20 protein-coding genes and 1 pseudogene are annotated in these 21,397 nt (G+C 40.4%); 12 read left to right on the top strand and 9 right to left on the bottom strand.

Annotated features, from left to right (window positions below):
• Window positions 1-35: 35 nt before the first annotated feature.
• The gene (locus ASU00_RS04915) at window positions 36-1,076 is read left to right on the top strand and encodes a M42 family metallopeptidase (RefSeq protein ID WP_057912631.1); all 1,041 of its coding nucleotides are present in this window, start codon (window positions 36-38) and stop codon (window positions 1,074-1,076) included.
• A 238-nt stretch (window positions 1,077-1,314) separates the two neighbouring features.
• Here the strand turns inward: ASU00_RS04915 and ASU00_RS04910 are convergent, their stop codons facing one another.
• Window positions 1,315-2,643, bottom strand: a complete 1,329-nt coding sequence (locus ASU00_RS04910; RefSeq protein ID WP_057912336.1) for a 6-phospho-beta-glucosidase — start codon at window positions 2,641-2,643, stop codon at window positions 1,315-1,317.
• A 298-nt stretch (window positions 2,644-2,941) separates the two neighbouring features.
• Here ASU00_RS04910 and ASU00_RS04905 point away from each other — a divergent pair, with 298 nt between their 5' ends.
• Window positions 2,942-3,661: a MurR/RpiR family transcriptional regulator gene (locus ASU00_RS04905; protein ID WP_057912335.1), complete on the top strand. Its 720-nt coding sequence runs from the start codon at window positions 2,942-2,944 to the stop codon at window positions 3,659-3,661.
• A gap of 239 nt (window positions 3,662-3,900) precedes the next feature.
• On the opposite strand, the gene ASU00_RS04900 is transcribed toward ASU00_RS04905, so the two are convergent.
• Window positions 3,901-4,323 (bottom strand): pyridoxamine 5'-phosphate oxidase family protein, encoded by a 423-nt coding sequence (locus ASU00_RS04900; protein WP_057912334.1) that lies wholly within the window; start codon window positions 4,321-4,323, stop codon window positions 3,901-3,903.
• 170 nt (window positions 4,324-4,493) lie between these two features.
• Between ASU00_RS04900 and ASU00_RS04895 the strand changes: the two genes are divergently transcribed.
• Together ASU00_RS04895 and cphA are read left to right on the top strand one after the other, a co-directional pair.
• A complete protein-coding gene (locus tag ASU00_RS04895; protein ID WP_057912333.1) occupies window positions 4,494-5,309 on the top strand; it encodes a cyanophycinase in 816 nt (271 codons plus the stop codon).
• The gene (gene cphA / locus ASU00_RS04890) at window positions 5,306-7,927 is read left to right on the top strand and encodes a cyanophycin synthetase (protein WP_057912332.1); all 2,622 of its coding nucleotides are present in this window, start codon (window positions 5,306-5,308) and stop codon (window positions 7,925-7,927) included. The genes ASU00_RS04895 and cphA overlap by 4 nt, the downstream gene beginning before the upstream one ends.
• A gap of 293 nt (window positions 7,928-8,220) precedes the next feature.
• Here cphA and ASU00_RS04885 read toward each other — a convergent pair whose 3' ends face one another.
• The 3 genes from ASU00_RS04885 to ASU00_RS04870 all read right to left on the bottom strand — a co-directional run bounded on the left by ASU00_RS04885 (window position 8,221) and on the right by ASU00_RS04870 (window position 9,976).
• A complete protein-coding gene (locus tag ASU00_RS04885; protein ID WP_057912331.1) occupies window positions 8,221-8,499 on the bottom strand; it encodes a hypothetical protein in 279 nt (92 codons plus the stop codon).
• 370 nt (window positions 8,500-8,869) lie between these two features.
• Entirely contained in the window at window positions 8,870-9,661 is a 792-nt protein-coding gene (gene yidC / locus ASU00_RS04875) for a membrane protein insertase YidC (RefSeq protein WP_057912329.1), read from the bottom strand.
• A 27-nt stretch (window positions 9,662-9,688) separates the two neighbouring features.
• Window positions 9,689-9,976, bottom strand: a complete 288-nt coding sequence (locus tag ASU00_RS04870; protein WP_057912328.1) for a hypothetical protein — start codon at window positions 9,974-9,976, stop codon at window positions 9,689-9,691.
• A 295-nt stretch (window positions 9,977-10,271) separates the two neighbouring features.
• Here ASU00_RS04870 and ASU00_RS04865 point away from each other — a divergent pair, with 295 nt between their 5' ends.
• On the top strand, window positions 10,272-10,724 hold the full coding sequence (locus ASU00_RS04865; RefSeq protein WP_057912327.1) for a hypothetical protein: 453 nt from the start codon (window positions 10,272-10,274) through the stop codon (window positions 10,722-10,724).
• Window positions 10,725-10,962: 238 nt separating this feature from the next.
• On the opposite strand, the gene ASU00_RS04860 is transcribed toward ASU00_RS04865, so the two are convergent.
• On the bottom strand, window positions 10,963-11,784 hold the full coding sequence (locus tag ASU00_RS04860) for a glycerophosphodiester phosphodiesterase (RefSeq protein ID WP_236712590.1): 822 nt from the start codon (window positions 11,782-11,784) through the stop codon (window positions 10,963-10,965).
• Window positions 11,785-11,973: 189 nt separating this feature from the next.
• Here ASU00_RS04860 and ASU00_RS04855 point away from each other — a divergent pair, with 189 nt between their 5' ends.
• Window positions 11,974-13,278, top strand: coding sequence for an MFS transporter (locus ASU00_RS04855; RefSeq protein ID WP_057912325.1), 1,305 nt, complete (start codon window positions 11,974-11,976; stop codon window positions 13,276-13,278).
• A 47-nt stretch (window positions 13,279-13,325) separates the two neighbouring features.
• On the opposite strand, the gene ASU00_RS04850 is transcribed toward ASU00_RS04855, so the two are convergent.
• The gene (locus ASU00_RS04850) at window positions 13,326-13,742 is read right to left on the bottom strand and encodes an organic hydroperoxide resistance protein (protein WP_057912324.1); all 417 of its coding nucleotides are present in this window, start codon (window positions 13,740-13,742) and stop codon (window positions 13,326-13,328) included.
• 344 nt (window positions 13,743-14,086) lie between these two features.
• On the opposite strand from ASU00_RS04850, the gene ASU00_RS04845 reads away from it, so the two are divergent.
• On the top strand, window positions 14,087-14,347 hold the full coding sequence (locus ASU00_RS04845; RefSeq protein ID WP_057912323.1) for a hypothetical protein: 261 nt from the start codon (window positions 14,087-14,089) through the stop codon (window positions 14,345-14,347).
• 72 nt (window positions 14,348-14,419) lie between these two features.
• Here the strand turns inward: ASU00_RS04845 and ASU00_RS04840 are convergent, their stop codons facing one another.
• Complete coding sequence (locus tag ASU00_RS04840) at window positions 14,420-14,623, bottom strand: cold-shock protein (RefSeq protein WP_057912322.1); 204 nt, start codon at window positions 14,621-14,623, stop codon at window positions 14,420-14,422.
• A 717-nt stretch (window positions 14,624-15,340) separates the two neighbouring features.
• On the opposite strand from ASU00_RS04840, the gene ASU00_RS04835 reads away from it, so the two are divergent.
• Together ASU00_RS04835 and nhaC are read left to right on the top strand one after the other, a co-directional pair.
• The gene (locus ASU00_RS04835) at window positions 15,341-16,915 is read left to right on the top strand and encodes a peptide chain release factor 3 (RefSeq protein WP_057912321.1); all 1,575 of its coding nucleotides are present in this window, start codon (window positions 15,341-15,343) and stop codon (window positions 16,913-16,915) included.
• Window positions 16,916-17,437: 522 nt separating this feature from the next.
• Window positions 17,438-18,817, top strand: a complete 1,380-nt coding sequence (gene nhaC, locus ASU00_RS04830) for a Na+/H+ antiporter NhaC (protein WP_057912320.1) — start codon at window positions 17,438-17,440, stop codon at window positions 18,815-18,817.
• Between the two features lie 41 nt (window positions 18,818-18,858).
• On the opposite strand, the gene ASU00_RS04825 is transcribed toward nhaC, so the two are convergent.
• A complete protein-coding gene (locus ASU00_RS04825) occupies window positions 18,859-20,052 on the bottom strand; it encodes an FtsW/RodA/SpoVE family cell cycle protein (protein ID WP_057912319.1) in 1,194 nt (397 codons plus the stop codon).
• 292 nt (window positions 20,053-20,344) lie between these two features.
• Between ASU00_RS04825 and ASU00_RS26775 the strand changes: the two are divergent.
• The 3 genes and pseudogenes from ASU00_RS26775 (at window position 20,345) to ASU00_RS26765 (ending at window position 21,383) form a co-directional block, all read left to right on the top strand.
• Window positions 20,345-20,860: pseudogene (locus ASU00_RS26775) on the top strand (SDR family oxidoreductase).
• On the top strand, window positions 20,803-21,003 hold the full coding sequence (locus ASU00_RS26770; RefSeq protein WP_330219520.1) for an SDR family oxidoreductase: 201 nt from the start codon (window positions 20,803-20,805) through the stop codon (window positions 21,001-21,003). The pseudogene ASU00_RS26775 and the gene ASU00_RS26770 overlap by 58 nt, the downstream one beginning before the upstream one ends.
• An 11-nt stretch (window positions 21,004-21,014) precedes the next feature.
• Window positions 21,015-21,383: a hypothetical protein gene (locus tag ASU00_RS26765; RefSeq protein WP_330219519.1), complete on the top strand. Its 369-nt coding sequence runs from the start codon at window positions 21,015-21,017 to the stop codon at window positions 21,381-21,383.
• Window positions 21,384-21,397: the final 14 nt, after the last annotated feature.

Below are 21,397 nucleotides of genomic sequence, written 5' to 3'. Positions count from 1 at the left end.
ATAATGAACAAAGAGGAAGGGAGAGATATATGAGCATGATTAATGAAAAGGAAATCGTATCTTACATAAAAGAGTTAGTGACGATACCAAGTCCCTCTGGATATACGGAGGAAGCGATTAAATACGTTACCGAGTTCATGGAGAAAAGGAAGATTCCATACGTGATCACCAACAAAGGTGCATTACTTGCTTCATTAAAGGGCGAGAATGATGACAAACATCGTTTGCTGACGGCTCATGTCGATACGCTGGGAGCGATGGTTAAAGAAATCAAGCCGAATGGCCGCTTGAAATTGACGATGATCGGCGGTTTCCGCTGGAATTCAGTGGAGGGGGAATATTGTAAAATCCATAAGGCAGATGGAACCGTTATCACTGGGACCATTTTAATCAATCAAACGTCTGTCCACGTCTATAAACATGCTGGGGATGCAAAGCGTGATGATGAGACAATTGAAGTCCGTATAGATGCTGTCGTGAAAACGAAAGCGGAGACAGAGGCGATTGGCATTTCCGTTGGCGATTTCGTCTCCTTTGAACCGAGGGTGGAAGTGACGGATACAGGCTTTTTGAAATCAAGGCATTTGGATGATAAAGCGAGCGTCGGCATCCTTCTTCATATCATGGACCTCATTTCAGCAGGAAAGATAAAATTGGCAAATACGACCCATTTCCTGATTTCCAACAATGAAGAAATCGGCTATGGCGGCAATTCCAATATCCCTGAGCAAACAGTCGAATATTTGGCGGTCGATATGGGAGCGATCGGTGATGGCCAAGCGACGGATGAATTCAGCGTTTCGATCTGCGCAAAAGACTCCTCAGGTCCTTATCATTATAAATTGCGTCAGTATCTTGTCTCACTTGCCCAAGCAAATGAGGTCGATTACCGTGTCGATATTTATCCCTATTATGGATCGGACGCTTCCGCTGCAATTCGGGCTGGCTATGATGTGGTACACGCTTTGATCGGACCGGGAATCGATGCTTCCCATGCCTTTGAGAGGACCCATATCTCTTCACTAAAACATACAGCGAATCTGATACTGCATTATATTGAATCAGAAATGGTATAAACGTGAAATTGGAAGTAGTATATATTCCATCAGACAGAACATTCATTTTAGCGACGATGTGTCAGGATTGAAAATCAGGTGAAAAAATTCGCTCAAACAATTAATTGGCAGGGCGTATCATAATTGCCCTTTTAGAAACGGATTTAAGAATGCACCCCTATTGGTTTAGAAGACAAAAATGGAATTAGGTAAAAACAAATCGTTCTAGTGTCAAAAACACTAGAACGATTCATTGTTTTTATGATTCTACTGTTTGAAAGAACTGAGGTAAATGCTCTTTATGTGCCTCTAACATTTCATCTATAATTTCTTTCGCAATGCTATCAGAAGGACATAGTGGGTTAATAGTTAAAGCAAGAACGGCTTTATTGTAGTCACCTGTTACTGCAGCTTCCGCTGATACTCTTTCAAATGACTTGATTTGTTGGACTAATCCTCGAACTTGTACAGGAAGATCTCCCATAACTATCGGTTTAGGACCGTCTTTTGTAATAATGCAACTAACTTCCACTGCTGATTCATTCGGAATACTAGCGATAGCACCATTATTTCTTGTATTAACTGGCTGTATGTCTCTTTTGTCTGTATAGATAGAAGTAATTAAACGGACCGCTGCATCTGAATAATACGCTCCCCCACGTTTTTCTAATTGTGGTGGTTTAATGGCCAAGTTTGGATCTTTATACAGTTCAAATAATTCTTTTTCTAACTTTTGAACGACTTCAGCACGAGTACCTTCTGTTTCAGCATTTTTAGCATCTTTTTCTATCATGTCTTTCGTCTTGTAATAATACATATGATAAGGACAAGTTAGAACATCAAGAGCTTTAATGAACTCTGGCTCCCAACCTAAGCCTTCAATGTTTTTTACAAAGCTACTATTATTCGGATCTGTTAATAAATTGATGACTTTATCCTTTACACTTTCACCGTCCACATAGACGTCTAATCCATAAACCATATGATTTAGTCCTGCAAAGTCAATACGGATTCGAGAATGGTCTACATCTAATAACTTGGCAATCCCCATTTCCATTCCGATTGGAACATTACATAGTCCTACGACTTTTTCAATATTAGAGTAGCGTAATATTGCTTCTGTTACCATACCAGCAGGATTAGTAAAGTTGATTAACCATGCATCGGGACATAACTCTTCCATATCCTTGCAGATATCCAAAATAACCGGGATTGTACGTAAGCCTTTAAATAGACCGCCGGGACCATTCGTTTCCTGACCAAGGACTCCGTATTTCAATGGGATTCTTTCATCTTTTGCACGAGCATCCAGTAGACCTACACGAAATTGAGTAGTAACGAAATCAGCATCTTTTAAAGCCGTTCTCCTGTCAAGGGTTAAGTGTACCTTAATTGGAAGGCCTGCTTTTTCGATCATACGCCTTGCGAGTTCGCCAACAATTTTTAATTTTTCTTTTCCTGCTTCTATATCCACTAACCATAATTCACTTACAGGCAATTCATCATATCGTTTAATGAAACCTTCGACCAATTCAGGGGTATAACTTGATCCGCCACCAATTGTTGTAATTTTAATACCTTTTGTCATACACTAGCACCTCCGGATAATTTGTCCGTTCACAAATCTCACATCATTCAAGCTGCTTCTTGTTACCTTCTATCACATTGGAAAGGATGAAAAAAGGGATAAGAACCTTATGGCTTGATTGTATCTATATTCAGTTAGACCGTAAATAACTGGAAAGCATCTAGTTTTTTATAACAAAAGAAGTAATTCGTTACAAAGATGTAACACTGTGTTTTCATTTAAGGACATGCTAATATATAAGAGATTGGAAAGTAAAATACAAGGGAATAAAACTTCCCGGTAGGAGAATATTCCATATATGTTTACAACTGAGGTCATTGCTTCACTCAATGAGTTAGAAACATCTTTATACAATTATATTAGTCAAAACGGTGATAAAGTGGCATATATGCGAATACGTGAACTTGCAGATGAAACCCATGTATCAACTGCTACGATTTTACGGTTTTGTCGAAAATTAGATTGTGAGGGTTTTTCAGAGTTTAAAGTGAAGCTTAAATTGCATTTAAAAGAAAATAAAACGATTACGTTAAAGAATTCTCAACATTCTGTGATGGAATTTTTCGAGAGGACGTTAACAGGTAATTTAGAAGAAAATATTATGAAGGCAGCTAGTGCAGTGTCAGAAGCAGATAGTGTACTTTTTATTGGAATAGGAAGTTCAGGGATTCTAGCTGAATATGGGGCAAGATATTTCTCAAGCCTAGGTAAATTTTCGTTGTACATAAAAGATCCCCACTTTCCGATTCACGCCAACTTAAATAGTGTCACCATAGCTTTATCCGTCTCAGGAGAAAATAAATTTACGGTCACTCATATTAATCAACTTAAACAAGAAGGAAGTAAAATTATTAGTATTACCAATACTAAACACTCGACGATTGCGAAAATATCTGATATAAACATTCCTTATTATGTTACAGAGGAGCTATTTGAGAACGCTAATATTACTACACAGGTACCAGTTATTTATATTCTGGAATCATTGGCTCGTGAAATATATATACTTAATAAATAAGTCGGGCAGGGGGGCATTTTAATAGAAGGTTGGAGAGGTTAATTTATTTGGCTCTGCCTATTTGTAACTGTCACGAAACCGTTTAGGTAGGTTTGATATGTATAATACATGACTTTCGAAGGACTGTGACCATTTTTGGCATAGCCTGATTTGATTTGAACAACATTGTATATGTGTTCAAATCGAATCAGGTTTTTTAATTTGTGGAAATTGGCAAAATAGTCAAGTCTTATCCATTTTTATAAAGATAATTCTTGAGGGGGCTCACCGTTGTTATTCATCAATCGAATGCTTTCCGGCTTAATTTGCAGGAATACATAGTTCGGATCTTTCGGACCTTCAAACCACTGTTCAAATGACTTATTCCATAATTTATCCTTCAGTTCCTGTGAATCGTTAATTATTGATGTACCTGATATTTCTAAGTAAGAATCGCCTAATCCTTCATTTTCATAGCCAATCAGGATATGAACATTATGGTTTTTTTCAATTTCATCAATTTTTTCCGTCTTTGCACTTGTTGGTGTATAAAAGGTTAATTCGTCGTTGAAAAAAGTCATATAGCGTGAATGTGGTTTATTGTTTTCTACAGATGATAAAACTCCTATTTTAGAATCACCGATAACGTTCAATACTTTTTCTTTTAGTTGGTTTTGGCTCATCTTTGCACACTCCTTTTATTTTATACTCTATTACTTTTCCTCTTTTTTTAATAAGTTAAACCAAATTCGGCAATTTACCAATTTAATGAATGAATACTAGCTTAAGATGCCATACTAGTCATTATGTGTTCTGGACAGAGCAATTAATTATGTAAGGGTGAGTATAAGGAATGAATTGTGGTGAATTACTTATCATTGGCGGTGCCGAGGATAAGTGTCTTGAAGGTGAAGTGTTAAATAAATTCGTTGAGCTTGCTCGCCGTCATCACGATGGCGGGATTGGCATATTGCCTACAGCGAGTGAGATTCCTGAAGAAATGAGCAAACAATATATCAAGATTTTTAGAGCTTTAGGCGTTGACAGGGTTGAAGTGATCAAGCTGGATTCGAGGGAAGATGCAGATGATCCCCTCATTAGCGAACAGCTGAAGTCCCTTTCCGCCCTTTTCCTAACCGGAGGCAACCAAAGCCGGCTGTCTGAACGGATCGGGCAATCCAAATTCCATCAAGCCCTTTCCAAAGCCTGGCATAACGGAATGGTGATAGCAGGGACGAGTGCGGGTGCTTCCATAATTGGTAAGCATATGATCGTCGCTGCCGATACGATGCTGAATGATGATAAGTTAAAGGTTGAAATCGGGATAGGGTTTGGCTTTCTCGATGACCTGCTGATCGATCAACATTTTTCCCAACGCGGCCGTTTCGACCGTCTATTAAGTGCAATAGCGGTAAACAAACGATTGTTGGGAATTGGCATTGATGAAAATACCGCCATTTTAGTTAAAGACGGGCTTTTTGAAGTTTTCGGACAACATGAAGTCTTGGTGCTTGATGGCAGCAAAAGTGATTATATCCGTGTCACGACTTCGGATAATGGAAGTGAAGAGTTGACTCTCTCGGGATTCTGTCTTCATGCACTTACAAGGGGCTATCGTTTTGACCTGGTGACCAGGAAATTGTTGATGAAAAAGGGGATCCAACCATGATAATCAATCGAGTCCGGTATTTAAAAGGACCCAATTATTTTGCTTATACACCGACGATCTGCATCGAATTGGATTTGGAAGAGCTGGAAGAGAAACCTTCGGATACGATTCCAGGATTCAATGAAAGACTGTTGAAAACGCTCCCGAATCTTGGGAGCCATACATGCTCCAAAGGGTATCGGGGAGGTTTTGCCGAGAGGCTGCGTCAAGGTACATGGATGGGGCATATTTTGGAGCATATGGCGATTGAGCTTCAAAACTTGGCAGGAATCAATGTGATTCGCGGAAAAACGATCATGATGGAAAAAAAGGGGCACTACCAAGTTACCTTTGACTATCAAGAGCCTGAATCGGGTCTTCAAGCTTTTTTGGCAGCAAAGGAAATCGCGGAAAGCATCCTCAATGATGAAAAAGATACAAATGTCCAATTTTATGTAAAACAAATCGAGGATTTATATTATAAAAATAAATTAGGACCAAGCACAGAAGCGATATTTAAGGCTGCCCAGGAAGAAAACATCCCTGTCGAACGTATTGGCGACGATAGTTTACTGCGTTTAGGAACTGGTTCAAGGCAGAAGTATGTCCAGGCGACCATTTCAAGCCAAACGTCGAATATCGCCGTAGAGAATGCCTGCGATAAATCATTGACCAAATCAATTTTAAAAGGGTGTGGTCTCCCTGTACCTGACGGGGAAATAGCCCACTCGATCGAGGAAATATTCGAAACGGCGGACAGGCTCGGTTTTCCCCTCGTTATAAAACCGTATAACGGCAGGCAGGGACAAGGTGTCATCACCCATATCAAAAACAAGGATGAACTTTTCAATGTGACCAATTGTTTGGAAGCATACGTGGAGAAGTTCATTGTCGAAAGGCATTTTGAAGGACATGATTACCGGTTGCTTATCGTGAATGGAGAGCTCATAGCCACCAGTCTAAGGCTTCCGCCCTATGTGATTGGAAATGGTACAGATACGATACGCAGATTGATAGAAAAGGAAAATCTTAATCCATTGCGGGGCGATGGCCATGAAAAACCAATGTCAAAAATCCCGCTTACACATACCGTGACATGCTACTTGGAAAAAACGAATCAGACACTCGCCGCGATCCCGAAGCAAGGAGAACTAGTCCAAGTTGCTGGCAATGCGAATCTTTCGACTGGCGGCAAGGCTATCGATGTAACGGAGCAGGTCCATCCAACAGTTAAGAAAATGGCAATCGCAGCTGCAAAAGCGATAGGTTTGGATATTGCCGGTATCGATTTTATTTGTGAGGATATATCAATGCCGCTGGATTTATCACAGACGGCCATCATTGAAGTGAACGCCGCCCCGGGAATCCGGATGCACCATTACCCGAGTGAAGGGAAAAAAAGGGATGTAGGCAAAGCGATTATCGATTATTTATTCCCTTCTCGGGAAGGTGCAGCCATACCGATCATAGCAGTGACGGGAACGAATGGAAAAACGACGACGACACGAATGATTCATTATTTCCTCTCAAACGATAAAACTACGGTTGGCATGACGAATTCCGATGGAGTTTATATCGGTGAAGAGATATTGGATCAAGGTGATTGCAGCGGACCGATCAGTGCAAGGATGGTGTTGGCCCATCCGGAAGTGGATGTAGCCGTTTTGGAAACGGCACGTGGAGGAATATTGCGTGAAGGCTTGGCCTTTCGCCAATGTGATGTTGGAATCATTACAAATGTGAGTGGTGATCACCTCGGCTGTGATGGAATGGATACGATGGACGATCTTGTAAAGTTAAAGCGACTGATAGCCGAAGTCGTTCTGGATAAGGGATATTGTATCTTGAACGCCGACGATCCGTTGGTAGCCGCAATGGGAGCATATACAGATGGGGAAGTCATTTATACCTCGACGGATCCCAATCAGCCACTAGTGAAGGAAGCAATTAAAAGTGGGCAAAAGATCTGGTTTGTAAATGAACAAGGCATGATATTCCATTCATCGGCTGGTGTCATCCAACCCTTCATGGATTGCTCCTTGATTCCGATTACGATTTCGGGGATGGCCCGTCATAATATCGCCAACTTGCTTCAGGCGTTAGCTGCAGCCCATACACAGGGCAGATCCATGGAAGAACTACGAAAGAAGGCTGTCACATTTATGCCTGATACCAATTTGTCAAAAGGACGATTCAATTTAAAGAAGTTGAATGAGCGAACGATCATCATCGACTACGCCCATAATGAAGCCGGGTTGAAGGCGATATTCGAAACGGTGAGTGCCTACAATAGAAATCGTCTTATCACAGTTTTGGCCGGGCCAGGAGACCGGGTTAATGAAGAACTTATCAGGCTTGCCAAGGTGGCAGCCGTTCATTCCGATTTATTCATCATTAAGGAAGATGATGATTTGCGGGGAAGGAAACCGGTCGAAGTGGCCGAACTGCTTCAGGAAGCTGCCGTTGAAGCTGGGCTGCATAAAGATCGAACCAGGATCGTTTTGAATGAATTGGACGCATTCGTAAGCGCTTGGGAAACATCTCGACCAGGAGATCTGTTACTTTTCTTCTACACGGATTTCGATTATGTAGAGCGGTTTTTCGAAAAGGTTTCAACAAATCCACTGCCAAAGAAATAAAAAAAAGCTTGCCGCTCTTATGGCATGGTATTATCCCCTACAAGTAGACAGAGTAAAAAGAGAGCATGATAAAAAGTTCTTAACAGTCTACCTAGCAGGGGATTTTTTTATGGTAAAAACATTAATGAAAAGAGCAATTAACCAGGTTGAGCTCAACATAGATAGTTACTCAAGCTGCTTAATATTTTCTGGAAGCTGTGATGATCATAGAGGGGATTAAACGTATTAACATGAGGGGAATTTCAAAAATTCTAAGTTGATATACTTACATCTTAATAGAAACATCTATTATTTTACTCTTCATTGACACTTTTGGATAAGTAATTTGTTTCAGCAATCACGTCAATTTTGTAATTACCTTTTTCGTAAGTTGTCAAAGCTCCCTCCTGGAACGTTTTTTTCCATCCGCCCGCTTTGATATGCAAACGATAAATTAATGGAAGTCCATCTTTCTTCGTTTCAGAAACAGCTAAGCCGGAATAAGATGCAAAACCTTTGCGGCTATTCATTAATTCAGCATGTTTAGGTATGGGGAAACCATTAAATTTTTGTGACTCTTCATAAGAAAACATACTCCATAGTGTCCATATACACACAAATATAGTTAGACTTAAAATGAACCAAATTCCTTTTTTCTTGCTAATAATAATTAACCTCCTTTATTACATTTTTCACAATCCGATATGAAGAATACCCTGTAATAGCATTGGAACTATACTTACAATAATTTCTAGTATGACCCGATAGTAAAAGATTTGATGATTGTTTTTTATAAATCCACATAGCGTGAGAGTAACGGTCTGCCCAAGATTTCTTAAATTGTATCACATCTCCAGACTTCGAATTCTTTTTCCGTTGTTTTATAATACAAGCCCCCAAAAAAATGAAGACAAACTCGATTTTCATCAAGTTTGTCTTCATTCTGAGTTAATATCTGGTGAATTAGCTTTTTTTCATAACCGTCGTTTCACCATTACCGGCAGGAACTTTGGCGTGGTCTTTATTATATAATCGTTGCAATACGATCGACTGAACAATCATGAATATACCTCCAATTGACCAGTACAGTGGTAATGCAGCTGGAGCGGAGAAAGAAATGAATAAAATCATCACTGGCGAGAGCAGGCTCATCAGCTTCATTTGTTTCTGCTGTTCCTCGGGCATTTGTCTCATGGAAATGACCGATTGGAAATAATAGATAACACCTGCGATAATTGCCATGGCAATATTTGGGCTGCCAAGGCTGTACCAAAGGAAATTATGTGTCGCAATTTCATGGGATCCTTGAATCGCATAATAAAAACCCATTAAGATCGGCATTTGGATTAAAAGTGGCAGACAGCCCATATTTAAAGGGTTGACTCCGTGCTTTTGGTAAAGCTGCATCATTTCCTGTTGCAGGGCCTTTTGTTTCGCAGGATCTTTCGTTTCTTTAATTTTCTGTTGAATGGCAGTCATCTCAGGTTTCAGGCCATTCATCTTCGTTTTCATGCTGAGCTGTGTTTTATATTGTTTGGCAGTCAATGGAAGCAGGACGAGGCGAATGAAAAATGTCATCATGATGATGCTCAACCCATAATTTCCATTAAATAAATTAGCATTGAAATTAAGCATTTTGGTCATTGGATTGACCAAAGCCGTGTGAAATGGCCCGCTTGTAGCTGCAGAGCAACCTGATAAAAGGACTGTTGCCAGGATTAGTACCGTAATAAGTAACACGCTTTTCTTTTTCAAAATAATTCCTCCTCGAATTGTTATTGTTTAAACAACAAGTAGGAGGCTTGGCTCATCGGAATCATCGGGTGAATCCTTTTGCCGGATAAATGTGAAAAAGCGCTGTGCACCGCGCCAGTCAAACGTGCTTCCTGTATGAACAGGAGATTTACTTTGATCAGAATGGACGGAAGCTTGATATTTATCATTCAAGTATGATTGTTTTTTATTTAAGAAGTAAAACGCAGCCAGTGGAAAGACAAAGGTCAACAAATAACCTGCCCATACCGCATGACGAACGGTTTGATAATCGAATTCTAATAATAATTCCCACATAGGAATCCCTCGTTTTTTTCTAAGATAAGATTAGGTCGTTCAGTTGACCGCTAAATTAAAATCTAATCATACTGAGTTTAAATCATTAAGAACACTATATCAAATTGTAATGCAATAATGCCAAAAAATATAGGATAATTTCAATAAATAAACAGGGAATATTTACACTTCGATGAAGTTGATGAGAAATGCACATGAATAATCCAGAAGCATGAGCATATTGGGGGCAGCAATTGCACACATGGCCATTAGTCTACATATGGATAAAAGGAATTCAATCATGAGGTGAAGAGGGATGGAACCGTACGATTCGTTCAATCAGCATAATGACTATTATAAATCTGGAAATGATGCATATCCGAATGTGCATCGACAAAACAACGAAAATGATTTATGGGCAGCCCCTTATCCAGTTGAAAAACAACAAATGGTTGAAAGAATGCCTGGACCCCCTGGCCCGTCTGGCTTTTATCAAGGTGCAGGTCAACCAAGTCCGCCGCATTTGGTACCGCCTTTATTTATTCCAACATTTACTGGAGAAATGCTTAAGTCGATAGATGCAGGTTCATTGAAGGGATGCTTATACCAGAATACGTATGTTTGGCTAAGAAATGGCCGTTCGTTCTGGTTTTATCCTACTTATGCTGGCTATAATTCCGTAGCAGGCTATCGATGGAGAAAAAGTCAACAGCGATGGTCCTATTATGGAACGGACATAAATGAAATACTAGCCATTCAGTGCTTCTAAAAAACAATCCGCACGGGTCGAATCGTTCTACTTTAAGGCGAATTCTAAAAATTGTCCATGCTTCACTGTCATGAATGTAAAGAGGATGGCTAGTTGGTGATGAAAAGAGCTAAAAATGATTTAACATAGCGGGCATATAGTGCTGCAATCACTTGAATTTAGGGGAAAAGGGGTTCGGAATTAAATTATTCCGAACCCCTTTTGTCTACAAACTGAATCCGCCTTTTCGTCAAGTGTTTCAATCCGAGAAATAATCGGGGAAATCGGAAATGATGCCATCTATCCTCATTTTCTCGAACATGCGCACGCGGTTTTTATTGTTGACTGTCCAAGTATATACTTTCATTCCATGCTTTTGGATACGCTGCTGAAGCTTCGGATTCAGGATCGTTTGCTTTGGATTTATAAATGAAGCAAATTTTGCTAGTTCCTTTAATGTTTCGTCATCGATTCTTCGCTTTATTAAAACCCCTACTTGTACGTCCGGCATTAGTACATGAAACCGTTTCATCGATTCCGCATCGAAAGAATGAATCAAGATCGGCTGAGTAATTGATGCGGATGCGGTGAATTTTCTTAGCTCCTCTGCAAGCTTTGCCTCAATGCCGGGGTATAGGGCTGGATGTTTTAGTTCAATCAAGAACCCGGCCTCGGACCGGAACCTTTCCAATACTTCACTTAATAAAGGGATCCGCTCGTTTTTGAAACGAGGATGATACCAGCTCCCGGCATCCAATTCCTTTAATTCGGCGGCAGTGTAATCACGGAGGTTGCCTTTACCGCTTGTCGTCCGATTTAGGGTTGGGTCATGATGAACGACAAGTACATCATCCTTGCTAAGATGAATATCGAGCTCAAGTACTTCAGCTCCCAATTCTATCGCTTTCTTATAAGAAGCGATTGTATTCTCAGGGCAATATCCAGCAGCGCCGCGATGTCCGATCTTGAGGGGGGAATGCTGTGTATGGAGGTTCTCTTGGAAAATGCTCTTCGATCCGTTCAGCTTAAGGACAAAGAGAAAAAGTATGATTATTAAAATTATTAAGGGAAATTCAATCACCATTCACACTCCTTTTGGAAAAAATAAACTTCCTCTGTCCATTGTCAGCCTCATTTCATCATTTTACATGTTGGGTAAGAAAAAAGCATGTTCCTTAATATGTTGAAATCTTTCGTTGTTCGAGAATGGAAAGGATTTATTGACCAGTTATGGAATACATATAAGGTAAGAACGATAAGGGGGGAAGAGATGAGACAGAATCCTAAAAAGTGGAAGGGTAATCTTGGTTTATATTTTTCGGTGCCCGTTCTCTCATGGGCCTTATACGATTTTGCCAATACGATTTTTTCTTCTAATATCAATACGATTTTCTTTCCATTTTTCCTCCAGGAACAGATTGGGGATAATGCTGTTCTTGACCAAATTGCCAGTACCTTCATTTCTTACGCAAATGCATTAGCCAGCTTGTTTCTTGTTTTGTTTGCCCCGTTGTTTGGTGTCATGATCGATCGAACCGGGAAGATGAAAAAATATATCGTGATTTTTACACTCCTTTCCGTTGTAAGTACATTTTCTATGGGGGTTTTCGGGGGAGTGTCCTTTGAGGGAATGTTTCTTGGCATTCCAATTTCCTTGGTCATCGTCATTCTTTTATTTGTTATCGCTAAGTTTTTCTACCATTCCAGTCTCGTTTTCTATGATACGATGATGAGTGATTTGGGTACGAAGCAGCAAATGCCGCTTATATCGGGATTTGGCGTTGCCGTTGGTTATTTAGGAACGTTAGTGGGGTTGTCCATCTATCCATTCATTAGTAAAGGCAGCTCGCATGAAGCCTTTATGCCCACGGCGATTTTATTTCTCGTTTTTTCCCTTCCCTTGTTCTTTTTAATAAAGGAGACGCCAAAGCCGCAAAAAGAGAAACAACCATTCTTATCTGGTTATAAGGAGATCAAGGCAACATTTAAGGAGATGAGGTCTTATCGCCCGATATTCACCTTCATGATTGCCTATTTCTTCTTAAACGACGCAATTGCGACCACGATTGGCATGATGGCTGTATATGCCAAGACTGTCGTGGGGTTTTCCTCAAGCGGATTCATTTTACTTTACTTAGTATCAACAATATCGAGTATTGCCGGCTCGTTTCTATTTGGATATATCACGCAGTCGAAGGGACCTCGTCTAGCTGTGACATATGTGGGGATGCTGCTCGTGATCGCTTTGTTTATCGCCGTGTTTGCACAAACCGCTCTTTGGTTCTGGATTGCAGGGAGTATGTTTGGCGTTTCGCTTGGTTCGATGTGGGTGACATCAAGGACGTATATCATTGAATTGACGCCTGAGAAGAAGAGAGGCCAGTTTTTTGGGATGTTTGCATTCTCCGGTAAAGTTTCATCGATAATTGGACCCCTTTTGTATGGAACGATTACACTGATTTTTCATGATCTTGGTACACTGGCGAGCCGGATGGCTTTAGGGTCACTGATCATCATGGCGGTGATAGGGCTGGTCTTTCTGTTAAGGTTGAGGAATATGGAAGAAGTGAAATGAAAAAAGGAATGACCCTGTTAAGGGGTCATTCCTTTTCTTTTCAATCCTTATACCAAGTTGAGGGTGACATCGATATTTCCGCGGGTTGCTTTTGAGTATGGACACACCGCATGTGCCTTTTTGGCAAAGTCTTGGGCTTCTTCCTTGCTTAAGTCTGGAATCGATATATCCAGCTCTACAGCTAATTTAAAGCCGCCATCCGCTTCATCTTTACCGATCGTGACATTTGCCGTCACGGAAGTATCGACTTTTTTCTTTTCCTTTTGCAGAACGAGATTCAAGGCGCTATCAAAACAGGCAGCATAACCAGCCGCAAATAATTGTTCAGGGTTCGTTGCACTCTCACCGGAACCGCCTAGTTCCTTAGGTGACCTGACATCGAAATCAAGAATCCCATCCTCTGACTTAACATGTCCTTCACGTCCTCCGTGTACGGTAACTGTAGCTGTATATAATGGTTTCAATGAAAACAACTCCTTTTTTTATTGATACTATCATTAGTTCCCCACTGTAAATAAATTAAACAAAATGTTTTGAGAGTTTACCGACATTATACTAAAAAGTATTGTCTGAAAGTGGTTTCATATTGGAAAATATTGTTTTATAATTAACTGTAATAAGACGCGTCATTCAGGGATAACACGCGTTGTTAAAGGGGTTCATAATAGAAAAACCCATATATGAGCAATAAGTCGATAAGTTAAAAAAATAAATAGAAATGGAATTTTACAAGAGCCATGTATAGGCCCTCCTGGAGGAAATGTATAGATGAATAAAAGAAATCAGTATACCAGAAGGGGGGAGATTCATGATTGAAATAAAACAGATGAGTAAATTATATGAAGGGAAAGAAGCAATTGGTCATCAGCTTAAAGAAGCCGTGCAGGCAATATCCGAGTCCTTGATCGTTACGGAATATCGACTTGCCCGCTCACTTTTATCCTTAATAGGAAAGACATGGCTATCAAGACTTTCTCTGTTGATCATGTTCCCGATTTCGTTTTGGATCATTTTAATGAATGAAGGGATAAGGAAAGTAAAGCCGTATCGGCTGAGGCTGTCCAAATAAAAAAGGATGTTGCCCATGAAAGTGGACGACATCCTTTTTAATGATTTTGACCTATGTTGGTGTTTCGATATTTTATAGTTTTACGACGTTTTTTGCTTGAGGTCCACGGCTTCCGTCTTCAATTTCAAATTCGACCTCTTGTCCTTCATCAAGTGTTTTGAAACCATCTCCCTGAATCGCAGAAAAATGGACGAATACATCGTCTCCGTTCGGCACTTCAATGAATCCAAACCCTTTGTCACTATTAAACCATTTTACCTTACCAGTTACTGTCATTCGATGAATCCTCCTAAACATTTTTAAAAATTGATGGTGAGAATTTGCTCTTAGTGGATTATATATACCCACCTTTATAAAGGATAAAACAATTGGAAGTATTTTATACCTTTTTTCGGGGAAATAATAGTAGAGAAGACATATAAGAGGATAAATAAAATGGAAATGATGTGCATGGTTCGACCATCCATTACTTTATTGAAAAAAGTTCCTGAAGTTCAACTTTCAGAAAAACAATAGCTCATATACGTTTTTTTTAGGAAGTAAGCGGGTAAAGGATGAGAAAGAAAGGACTGGTGAATGATGAAGAAACTTTTAAAAAAAGCCGTCATTTTGGCTGCGCCGATCATATTCAAAGAGGTAAAGAAGCGTTGGAAAAATAAAAAAAATCAAAAAGCGGTGAAAACCGTAAGATAAATAGCGATATGAAATGAAGACGACAGAAATTGTGAGAAGGGACGCTGATCAGGCGTCTTTTGTTTTGTCATCCGTACAAATCCTTACCCTGTGATTCATTCACCTCTACATCTTTCCTTCATATCGTGTTAAAATAGTAAGGTTGATTGAAACGAATGCCAAATAGCCAAGGCTTTAGCCTTATGATATATTTCTGCTTACATATCTTGTGTATGATCAGGAAAGGTTGACATTCCAATGTAAAAATACAATATAATCACCTATAAATATTGATGACTCCACTAACGAAAGGAACATTTTATGACTACATTAAAAGACGAGGTCCAATCACGTCGGACCTTCGCAATCATCTCTCACCCAGATGCCGGGAAAACGACCTTGACCGAAAAATTATTGCTGTTTGGTGGCGCGATTCGTGATGCCGGAACAGTTAAAGCAAGAAAAACAGGAAAGTATGCAACAAGTGACTGGATGGAGATTGAAAAGCAACGGGGAATTTCCGTTACGTCCTCTGTCATGCAATTTGATTATGACGATTTCCGTGTCAACATTCTCGATACACCTGGTCACCAAGACTTCAGTGAAGACACATACCGGACACTGATGGCTGTTGATAGCGCCGTGATGATCATCGACTCGGCAAAAGGAATCGAGGATCAGACGGTTAAATTATTCAAAGTATGCCGGATGCGGGGGATACCAATTTTCACGTTTATCAACAAAATGGACCGACAAGGTAAAATGCCGCTAGAATTGCTTGCCGAGCTTGAAGAGGTATTAGGCATCGAAACATACCCAATGAACTGGCCAATCGGGATGGGCAAAGACTTCGTCGGCATTTACGATCGGTTCAACAATCGGATCGAACAGTTCAAGACGGAAGGTGATGAGCGTTTCCTTCCATTGAATGACGAAGGTGAACTTGAAGCGGATCATAAACTTAAGGATTCCCAGTTGTATGAGCAAACCTTGGAAGAAATCATGCTGTTGACGGAAGCGGGTAACCAATTCTCTGAAGAAAACATCGCGAATGGTAAACTTAGCCCTGTATTCTTCGGAAGTGCCTTGACGACTTTCGGTGTCCAGACGTTTTTGGATGCTTACTTGAAATTCGCACCAGCTCCTCAAGCACGTATGACAACATCTGGTGAAATGAATCCTGTCAGTCAGGATTTTTCCGGCTTCATTTTCAAGATTCAAGCGAATATGAACCCAAAACACCGTGATCGGATTGCTTTCCTTCGTATCTGCTCGGGTAAATTCGAGCGTGGGATGAGCGTAAACTTGAGCAGGACGGGTAAGCCGATCAACCTTTCTTCTTCCACTCAATTCATGGCTGATGATCGGAACACGGTAAACGAAGCGGTAAGCGGAGATATCATCGGTTTATATGATACAGGGAATTACCAAATCGGCGATACGATTACGACGAGTAAAGACATGTTTCAGTTTGAGAGGCTGCCACAATTTACACCGGAACTATTCATGCGGGTAACGGCTAAAAACGTCATGAAACAAAAACATTTCCATAAAGGAATTAACCAACTTGTCCAAGAAGGGGCAATTCAGCTCTTCAAAACGGTCCGGATGGAAGAATATCTGCTTGGTGCGGTTGGTCAGCTTCAATTCGAAGTGTTCGAGCATCGAATGAGGAACGAGTATAATGTTGAAGTCCTGATGGAGCGCATGGGCAGTAAAATCACACGCTGGGCCGAAGATGAAAAGCTTGATGAAAACCTTCATAGCTCAAGAAGCATTCTTGTAAAAGACCGCTTTGATAAATACGCATTCTTATTTGAAAATGAGTTTGCCCTTCGTTGGTTCCAAGATAAAAATCCTGACGTGGAATTATATAATCCCATGGATTTGAAATAATGTAGAAGCCCGTGTTCTATGCACGGTTTCTGTTTATAGATAAAAGGGGTTCGGAATAATTAAATTCCGAACCCCTTTTGATATTCCCATTGAATATTGGCCCTTGTTACGACCTATTGGGCTTCGCATATATAGGTTCTACATCTTGATGGCTTGTCAGATGAACTACCCTTCAATATATGCTTGTCAGCTGTATACAAAGGCTCCGTTGTCCTAAATGATCTTAATGAGAAAATCCTTTCCGTTTCAAACCGCTAAGCATTGTTAATAGCCCAATGAATTAGCGAAGATATAAATTTTTAGTAGCTGAGGTAGAAGTGTAGTGCATTTCTTTGTTTTATATGATAGTAGGATCGATATAACTTTAGTAGTAAACTAAATTATTCCTTTGACAATAATCTGAAACTCCTATATATTAAATAAGTGCTTTAGTGCTTAAAAGCGTTTCAGTAATTGTGAGGAGTGAAAAGGTCCTAGCCTTACCTCAAAGAATATACAACATTGAAAGCGGGGAAATACATCATGCGTCTTGAAGATGCAAAGCTAAAACTCTCCTTACTTGAAGCAATAGGGGTTTTGGCCATTCTATTCTTAATCATTGCAACTGGAATCATACATTATGGACTTGCCCCCCATATTCCAATAATAGCGGCAATCCTTTTCTTATTTCTCTATGGGAAGTTCAAGAAGCTGCCATTTTCAATAATGGAGGCGGCGATCGTCAAAGGTGCAGGTACTGGTATGGGAGCCATTTATATATTCTTTTTCATTGGAATGCTGATTTCCATCTGGATGGCAAGCGGGACGATCCCTACTATCATGTACTATGGGTTTGACTGGATTTCTGGTGAATATTTCTATGCGATCACATTTCTAGTGTGCTCGCTAATTGGGCTCTGTATCGGGAGCTCGCTTACAACATCAGCCACGATTGGCGTTGCTTTAATAGGCATGGCTTCGGCGATGGATTTATCGTTGGCGATTACAGCCGGTGCAATTATTTCCGGAGCGTTTCTTGGGGATAAAATGTCTCCATTATCTGACTCTACCAACCTTGCATCGGGAACGGTTGGAGCACCATTATTTGAACACATCAATAATATGCTTTGGACTACGACTCCAGGTTTTTTACTATCGCTTATCTTCTTTTACTTCCTTTCACCGAATGTCAAAGTTGCTCGTGTTGAGGAAATCGAAGCCATGACCAAAGCCTTGGAAATGGATACGAATATAAGCATATGGAGTTTGATTCCGTTTATTATCATTCTAGTCATGGCTTTGAAAAAGATGTCGGCGATTCCGACATTGTCAGCTGGAATCATTTCTGCGGCTGTCATCGCTTTCATACAAACGCCTAATTTGACGGTTGCAAAACTAGCAGATATTTTATACGGCGGATTTGTACTGAAGAGTGGAAGTGATCAACTTGACTCAATTTTATCAAGGGGAGGCATTGAAAGCATGATGTTCTCCGTTTCAATGGTGTTGCTGGCATTGGCGATGGGCGGACTATTGTTTGAATTGGGAGTCATCCCTTCTATTTTAAAAGCGGTCCAGAATTCATTGACGAGTGTCGCGAAAGTGATTTCAGCTACTGTTTTTGCCGGAATCAGCGTGAATTTCCTTGTAGGTGAACAGTATTTGTCCGTTATCTTGCCTGGGAAAGCCTTTCAACAGAAATATGAAGATTTAGGCTTGCAGCCCAAAACGCTTGCTAGGGTACTTGAAGATGCGGGAACGGTTGTGAATCCTTTGGTTCCTTGGGGTGTCTGCGGTGTGTTCCTGACACAGGTATTGGGTGTTTCAACTCTTGAATATGCCCCATTTGCATTCTTTTGCCTGCTTTGTCCTTTGCTCAGTCTGATTTCTGGGTTTACGAAAATAGGTATCCATTATAAATGAAAAAAACAGGCTGTCGTTACGACTGCCTGTTTTTTTCATGCTTATTTCGTAGAAGCGATCTCATCTTTGGAGATGGAGATGACCTTTTCCTTCTGTTCCAGTAAATTCATTCGCATGACGACATTTTGGAATATGCCCATCGAAAGCATTAGCAGCAATAGGGATGAACCTCCATAGCTGATGAATGGTAGCGTAATCCCTGTAATGGGAATGAGTCCAGTCGCTCCGCCAATATTGATGCCAACTTGAATGGCGATCATGGAAGAGATGCCAATCAATAATAAGCTGCCGAATGGATCCTTACATTTGGCTGACAGCACATATCCCCTAAGGACGATAAAACCTAGTGTCAATAAAACGAAGCCCACACCGAATATCCCAAGTTCTTCTGCAATGACGGATATGATGAAATCCGTATGTGATTCAGGGAGGTACCCGTATTTTTGGACACTGTCACCAAGCCCGACTCCTGTAAGGCCGCCTGACCCTATTGCGTACAATGAGTTGACGAGCTGGTAGCCGTCGCCTCCCGCTTGCCCGAATGGATCTGCAAACCCCGTAAAACGAGACATCTTATTTTCAGAGAGAATAGACGAGAAATTTCCTGTCACGAGTACTCCTAATGCGAATATGGAAATGAATATGGCAATGATCAAAGAGAGCTTGAAAATGCTCTTAAAAGACATCCCTGATGAAATGATCATCGTACTTGAAATCAGGAAAATGACCGCTGCCGTTCCATAGTCAGGCTGTATTCCGATTAAAAAACAGATGAATACAAGAAAGAAAATCGGAGGGATGACGGCTTTATCGATACTATTGATTCGATCCTGCCTTTTCCCGTAAATGGCTGCAAGATAAATGATCATCGCAAGCTTCGAAAATTCTGCTGGCTGGATCGATTTTGTTCCTATCTTAAACCAGCTTGTGGCATTCCCGGCTGTATGACCGAAGATAAACAGAAGCAAAAGGATACCGGCCATTCCTAACATCATGGACATTAAAAAGTTTTTGTTTTTGTACATCTTATAAGGAAGAATCATCGTCACGATCATTGCTAAGAATGAGATGATAAACGCCGTTTTTTGTTTCTCAAAGAAGAAATCCATCGACTCGTTGTATCGAGCAACTGCAGTAATCATGCTCGCACTGTAAATCATGACCAAACCAAACAAACAGAGTAATACGACTGCGATGAAGATAGGGAAGTCGTATGCTTTAATTATTCTTTTCACTTGTGCGCTCACCTCGAATATGTATGCGCGAAAAAATCGCCTTCTTATATAGTAACGGAAAATCGGCTATATAGATAATAATTTTTATTCTGTAACAGGAATTTATCCTCCAGGAAACAATAGTAAACACGATATCCGATGATTTTGGCAGAATGGGGCTTTTTTGATCCGCGGTGAAAGAACATTTTCTAAATATTACCTTCGATAGGAGAAGGTAATATTCCTTCAAAAAAATAAAATTTTACTATATATTCCATTTAGAGAGTACTATTATGATTATAAGTCATGTGAAATGATGGGGCACATTTATTTTTTTACTGGGTTTCCGGGTTTCATCAGTAATCAGTTAATCAGGGAGCTAGTACGCCGTGATGAAGCTCTAAACAAAATTCATTTGCTCGTTTTACCTCAAGCAAAGGGAAAAAGCTGAAATGGATTTGAAATCGTGATAGGGGATATAACGAAAGGTCATTTTGATTGTTCATTGGATGTTTACCATGAACTGCAACAACAAGTCACGCATCTTTTCCATCTTGCCGCGATATACGATCTAGCTGTCGAGGAGAAACTGGCCAGACTTGTCAACGTTGTGGGGCCGAAGCAAGTAAACGAATGGGCCAAAGGGGTGACTGGACTCAAGAGGTATACGTATTTCAGCACTGCTTATGTAGCCGGGATGCGGGAAGGGTGTTTATACGAGGATGAATTAAAGCTGCCGAAGAGCTTCAAGAACCATTATGAACGGACCAAGTGTACGAAGCTGAAGTATTGGTTGAGGAGCTTAAAAAAGAAATCCCCATTACCATAATCAGGCCGGGTATCGTAAAAGGCCATTCTCAAACGGGGCAAACGATTAAATTCGATGGGCCTTATTTCATTCTTAATTTTCTTGATCGTTTAAGTTTCCTGCCTTTTTTCCATACATCTTTTCGGAGAGGGATACGGTTGTAAACCTGGTTCCAATGGATTATATTATACAGGCTACTGCATTTCTGGCATTATATAAGGAAGGTGCAGGGAAAACCTATCATCTGACTGATCCTAACCCTTGTACGGCAAGTGAAATTTATGAGCTATTCGTTGAGGAATTATATAATAAAAAACCAAAAGGTCATTTACCTTTGTCCCTAAGTCAGGCGTTTTTATCAATTCGTCAGGTACGGGCTTACTTGGGCGTGGAAAAAGAAGCCCTTGATTACTTCACTTGGAAATGGTATTTTGACTGCTCTTTAGCGCAAGCGGATTTAACAGCTTCGGGAATCGTTTGTCCTGACTTTAAAGAAGGGTGTTCCAGCCATGGTCGATTTTTATTTACAACACAAACGGGATGAAGAATACCAAATTA

It is taken from the genome of Peribacillus muralis (assembly GCF_001439925.1).
Taxonomy (GTDB): Bacteria; Bacillota; Bacilli; order Bacillales; family DSM-1321; genus Peribacillus; species Peribacillus muralis.
Note: the sequence above shows the minus strand (reverse complement) of the source record. Positions and strands in the feature narration are given on the sequence as shown.